This window comes from Bartonella sp. AP72JLCBS (assembly GCF_042195705.1).
Classification (GTDB): domain Bacteria; phylum Pseudomonadota; class Alphaproteobacteria; order Rhizobiales; family Rhizobiaceae; genus Bartonella.
Genome location: NZ_JBHIOU010000023.1, coordinates 6,692 through 11,533, shown reverse-complemented (window position 1 = coordinate 11,533; position 4,842 = coordinate 6,692). Strand labels below are relative to the sequence as shown.

Sequence of the window (4,842 nt, the reverse complement as noted above, 5' to 3'; positions counted from 1 at the left end):
ACCACCGCCGATTGCTACTACGAGGCTTGTTGCTAGCAAGATAATGATGCCTAAGAGACTGTAAAGCAGTCCATTGGACTCGAAGAAGACGGTTTCTTGGAAAAGACGGCCTGCATATTGGAATCCTTTGGTTGCTGCTTTGTCCAGTAAATTCATTAATTGTTTATCATCGAGTGGATTTGTCATGAGCGCTTTTGATAACTCATAGGGCATTTGTGTTATTAAATTGGCAATTTCACTTTGATAAAGTCCTGTGGTAAGAGCTATTGAAGTAATAATACTTATTCGTAGGAAACGATTTACAAATCCGGAGAGTGGCATATCGATAGCGCCACGAATGATAAGCCATCCATAGATGATGAAAGCGATCGTGATTCCAATTGAAACGAAAGGTGTAATTGTAGCAATTGTTTTTGAGGAAATACCCGTGACATATGTTTGTGTTACCTGGTTAATTTTATCGAAAAGTTGCGTGAAAACTGTAAAGTCCATGGAATTCCTCTTTAACGAATTTTCAACTTTTTATATGCTTTTTAAGCATTTTTCGTTGAATTTTTTTAAGGATAAAATGAAACTTCGTAGACCTTTTCGATCTATGAGAGAGAATTGAGTATTACGCATTAACTTTTTCTTTTTACGAGCATACAGGAAAAATAATATACAAAATATTGCTACAAAAAGCTTTACCTAATAAATCTTATGGTAGGCATGTTCGTGTTTTTACTATTCAAAATTTTTATGTTATGTTTATCTTTCTGTTGTTTGATAAGTGTATGTTCAGCATTGCGTAAATGTGTAACCATTTGTAGTTTTGCTGTTTCATTTTGTAGCATAGCAAGCATTCCAATTATATGTGCTTGTAACTCGGCAATACTTTTTAGATCTTTTGTTGTTGTGATTTCGTTTAATAGTTCTTCAATTTGCTGAAAACGATTGTTTGCTTCTTGAAAAGTTTTTAAACTTACGGCTTTATCAGTGATGGCTGCATATTGGATACGCTTGTTGATAAAACTGCTAGATTCATGGATACTGACAGGAATTTCTTCTTCTTTTAAAATATTTTCAAGTGATGTAGATAGAGCAGAAGGTTTATTTCTATTGTAGAGATTCTCTGGATTTTTGAGAAAAAAACTATTGTGATCTGTTTGTACATTTTTAAGTTTTTTAGTATCGAATTTTTGGCTTCCCGTTATAGACTCGTGTATCTTTTTTACTTCCTCAAGGTGTTTTTTTAGCATATCGAGAAGTTGGGCATCAGGTGGCGCTTTCTTTTGCTGTGGAGTTTTTTTAGACTTTGATGTATTTGAAGATGAACTTCCAAAAAAATTGGGCCACTTCGTTGGAACGGATGCCGATAAATCCGCCGCCCCAGCCCCCCAAACCCAAGCCATCGCTGGGTTTGAAATCCCTAAAGTTATTACAACTACTATTGAAATGACCTTTTTTTTCATGTTTCCCTCCTGTCATTTTTTGCGTGCTGTAAGAAAATTGGTAACCATATTGCCGGATCATCACCAACTTCTGCGATAATGCTTTCGGCTAACTCTGCGTTATCAGGCGTTCCTGATAACACTAAGAGCTCGTCACTAAAGTCGTGTTCGATGGTTTTTCCATCGCGTGTCAGATGGAATTTACCAAGATTCAGTTCTGCAAGCGCAGATTGATCACCCTGCTTAATGAGGAATTGGCGACTAAACTCACCAAGTCCTTTAACGAGTTCAAATTCGGCATCTGTTAGTTTAAAGCCTTTTGTATAATCTTCATAATTTGCTTTGGGATTGGCTAGAAAAATGTAAGTTGCACACTGTTGAATGAGTGTTTTGGCAATATTACTTTCCAAGGCATCGCTAGGCTCTTGTGTTGCATAAACAAAAATACCATTTTGTTTACGGATGGTCTTTTGTTTATTTTTGGCTAAATCTTCAAAGTACGGATCTTGCAAAGGCTTCCAAAACTCGTCAAAGATATACATAAACCGCTGTCCGCTAATCATGCCTTCTGTGCGGTAAAGCAAATACATCATCACTGGAGTGCGAGTTTCAAAATTATCTAAGAATTCCGTGATATCAAAGCCGTAAATTTGATGTGTTGAGAGATCAAGAGCATCATGGGGATTATCAAACAACCACCCATAATCACCACCTTCACACCATTTTAGTAAGCGAGCATGAACAGATGGGTGAGCATTATAATCACTTAAACGTGGATTTGGTAAAAATTGTACTAGAAAGGACAAACGACGGAGTGATCGGTCAATGTTCGCACTCATAACAGACATAACTGCTTTGTTAATTTCTTCTTCGTCGTGATGCGTGACTTCACCACCAGCTTCTGCCAATTTTTTAACAAATTGTTTCAGAAAAATAAGATTTTCTTGTGTGGGTGGGAGTTGGAAAGGATTGAAACCACTTTTTCTGCCTGGCTTGAATGTTAAATATTTTCCACCCATCGCGCGAATGGCAATTTCCATGCCACGATCTTTATCAAAAACAACAGTTGTCGGCTTAAATTTTTGTGCTTGTGCTAACAAAAAGCCGAGTAACACGGTTTTACCGGAACCAGATTGTCCGATAAGTGCGGTATTACCAAGTAAACGTTTATCTGTCGAGTCCTCTTCAAGTTTGGAGGCATGAAAGTTGAAATAAAGCGGTGTTTTACTGGTTGTTTTAAGAATTGTGACGGCTGGTCCCCATGGGTTGCCAGTGGGTTTTCCTGACATAAAATTATGAAAAGATGAAAATGACAAAAAGTTCAATGATGTAATCGGAGCAGGACGTGGTCTCCATTTCCAATTGCCAGGAAGTTGTGCCCAATAGCCAGCCTCTATCGCTAAGTCTACAGGTTTGGGCAGTACCGCAACGTCTAGTAATGCTGCACTTGCTTTGGCCATATGGTCGCGAACTTGTTGAATTGTATCACCATAGATCGTCAATGTGCAGTGATGTTCTCCCATGACAAAATGCCCACTGATAAGCTGGTTTAGTGCTTCGTCAATTTGTTCAATTTGGCTCGTTGCCACATCTCGTGCATCAATAAGATTACGCTGATGCCGTTGTAAATAGTCTTTAGCAGCATGTCGGGAGAGCACTGAAAAGCTCTGCGTCAATACGAACTCGAAGTCACTTTCCAACAAAACATTTAATTGTCCTGGTTTGGTTGTTGCATCATATTCTTTAATTTCAAGCATTCCAAATCGACGCATTCCACTGGTTGTTCGCAGTTCACCAAGAGCGCCCCATTTTGAGAAAAAAGGTCGATTGACAGACATATAGTCAGCAAAACGGTCATGGCAAATTGGCATAGGGCGATATTCACCATTGACAAGCATTCCAAGGAATTCAAGTACAGAAGAATAAGCATGCCCATTTTTTTCATAAGCACCAAGAAGTTCTGCACCGTAACGGTTTAAAGATTGGCCTAAAGTACGATTGATGTCATTGAGTTCTTTGATACATGTGTCTTGTCGCATCTTTTTTTGATCAAACGTTTCACGTTCATGTTTAGAAAAGAACGACATAATTTTATCCGCTATCGGTTGAAAAATGACAGTCAGATATAAATCATTGACCATCAAATTATAACCAGTAAAGCTTTGTCGATATTTTTCATCAAGTTGATAGCAAAACATTTGATCAAATGTTGAATCAGGATATTCATAAACACGGCGGCGCACAATATGCGTCCAAAATGATAAATTGGCTGATGCAAGACCCCGTAGAGTATTGTTAAGCTCTTTTATCCATTGAAAAATATCTTCTTCTGAAGCGCTTTGATGCGAACGCCCATCAATTTTCCAAATTGACAAATATTCCGCATTTTTAGTAGAAATAATCGTATCTGTAATATGATGTGAATAAGGCAGAAACAGGCTTACAGGTGTCTCTGATGCAAGGCGTTTGCTGCTTTCAACAGCTGTCATGTTTATCTCCTTTTACTATAATCAGAGGGACTATAACTTGATGCGCCCCAAAAACCTTTGTTGCGATTGCGAAATTTAGTATCGATCCATAACCACCAGATACGAAACGCCTTATCATCGTTTTTAGTAATTTGCACCATAATAAACCATAATGGAGGTGCTATAATCCACAAAAAGATACTTATTGTCATAGCAATAACAGCAACCCCCATAACCATAACGATAAATGGCATCATGGGGACACCCCATATCGTTGGAACACGTGTTGCTCCCTTGAATAGGGGGAATTCTTTTTTTTCTTGCGATTTCATGGAATGTTCTCGTCACTGGAGGTGAAATAATATGTGGCTAATATAAAAAGCTGCACCAGCAATAATGACACTGAATGCCCATCGCATAAATGTAGCTCTTGCGATAATGCGAAATATATAAATAAGCAAAAGTAATAAAAGAATGATAGCAGCAACGATAGGAATAATTATACTTAATCCATATTGCATCCCTATGAAAACATCTAAACTCTTTGTTTCCGTCTGAGCATATGCAGATTGAGTTATTAATAACATAATCAAAGTTATAAAAATAGCACTAATCTTACATATTTTTGATTGAAGCGTATTTAATTGTTTCATATCTTTTATCCCCTTTTAATTAAAGTTGCTATAAATAATATTCCTTTTTTCGTAGTATGAGCGATATTATTACTGGTACAAATTTATAATCAACGAACATTAAAAACATTACGTATTATACTAATTTATGCTCGACCTGTAAATAGCATTGTAGCAAGTTGGGTTGCTGAGCCAGCGATAACAACGCCGACTGCCCATCGTATAAATGTATCCCTTTCAATGTAGCGTCCTGCGTAACCAATTGCTAAGCACAAAAGTATAACAGCAGCAGCAATAGGAATAATATTGGTA

Annotated in this window: 6 protein-coding genes; all 6 read right to left on the bottom strand. The window is 37.4% G+C overall.

The genetic code is table 11. The features are described 5' to 3' along the window. Positions 1 to 492, bottom strand: a 492-nt coding sequence (locus ACFILO_RS08620) for a type IV secretion system protein (protein ID WP_375678140.1), incomplete at its 3' end; no start/stop codon positions are given. A 191-nt stretch (positions 493 to 683) separates the two neighbouring features. Next, a complete protein-coding gene (locus ACFILO_RS08615; RefSeq protein WP_375672154.1) occupies positions 684 to 1,451 on the bottom strand; it encodes a type IV secretion system protein in 768 nt (255 codons plus the stop codon). Continuing rightward, a complete protein-coding gene (locus ACFILO_RS08610; protein WP_375652482.1) occupies positions 1,448 to 3,919 on the bottom strand; it encodes a VirB4 family type IV secretion/conjugal transfer ATPase in 2,472 nt (823 codons plus the stop codon). Before ACFILO_RS08610 ends, ACFILO_RS08615 begins: the two co-directional genes overlap by 4 nt. A 2-nt stretch (positions 3,920 to 3,921) precedes the next feature. Then, positions 3,922 to 4,230, bottom strand: coding sequence for a type IV secretion system protein VirB3 (locus ACFILO_RS08605; RefSeq protein ID WP_375652481.1), 309 nt, complete (start codon positions 4,228 to 4,230; stop codon positions 3,922 to 3,924). A gap of 12 nt (positions 4,231 to 4,242) precedes the next feature. Further along, entirely contained in the window at positions 4,243 to 4,551 is a 309-nt protein-coding gene (locus tag ACFILO_RS08600) for a conjugal transfer protein (protein WP_375613867.1), read from the bottom strand. A gap of 125 nt (positions 4,552 to 4,676) precedes the next feature. Continuing rightward, a partial coding sequence (trwL, locus tag ACFILO_RS08595) for a VirB2 family type IV secretion system major pilin TrwL (protein ID WP_375678141.1) occupies positions 4,677 to 4,842 on the bottom strand: 166 nt, incomplete at its 5' end.

Coding starts and splice junctions, on each gene's coding strand:
- ACFILO_RS08615 (WP_375672154.1), bottom strand. CDS start 1,451: ATGAAAAAAAAGGTCATTTCAATAGTAGTTGTAATAACTTTAGGGATT.
- ACFILO_RS08610 (WP_375652482.1), bottom strand. CDS start 3,919: ATGACAGCTGTTGAAAGCAGCAAACGCCTTGCATCAGAGACACCTGTA.
- ACFILO_RS08605 (WP_375652481.1), bottom strand. CDS start 4,230: ATGAAATCGCAAGAAAAAAAAGAATTCCCCCTATTCAAGGGAGCAACA.
- ACFILO_RS08600 (WP_375613867.1), bottom strand. CDS start 4,551: ATGAAACAATTAAATACGCTTCAATCAAAAATATGTAAGATTAGTGCT.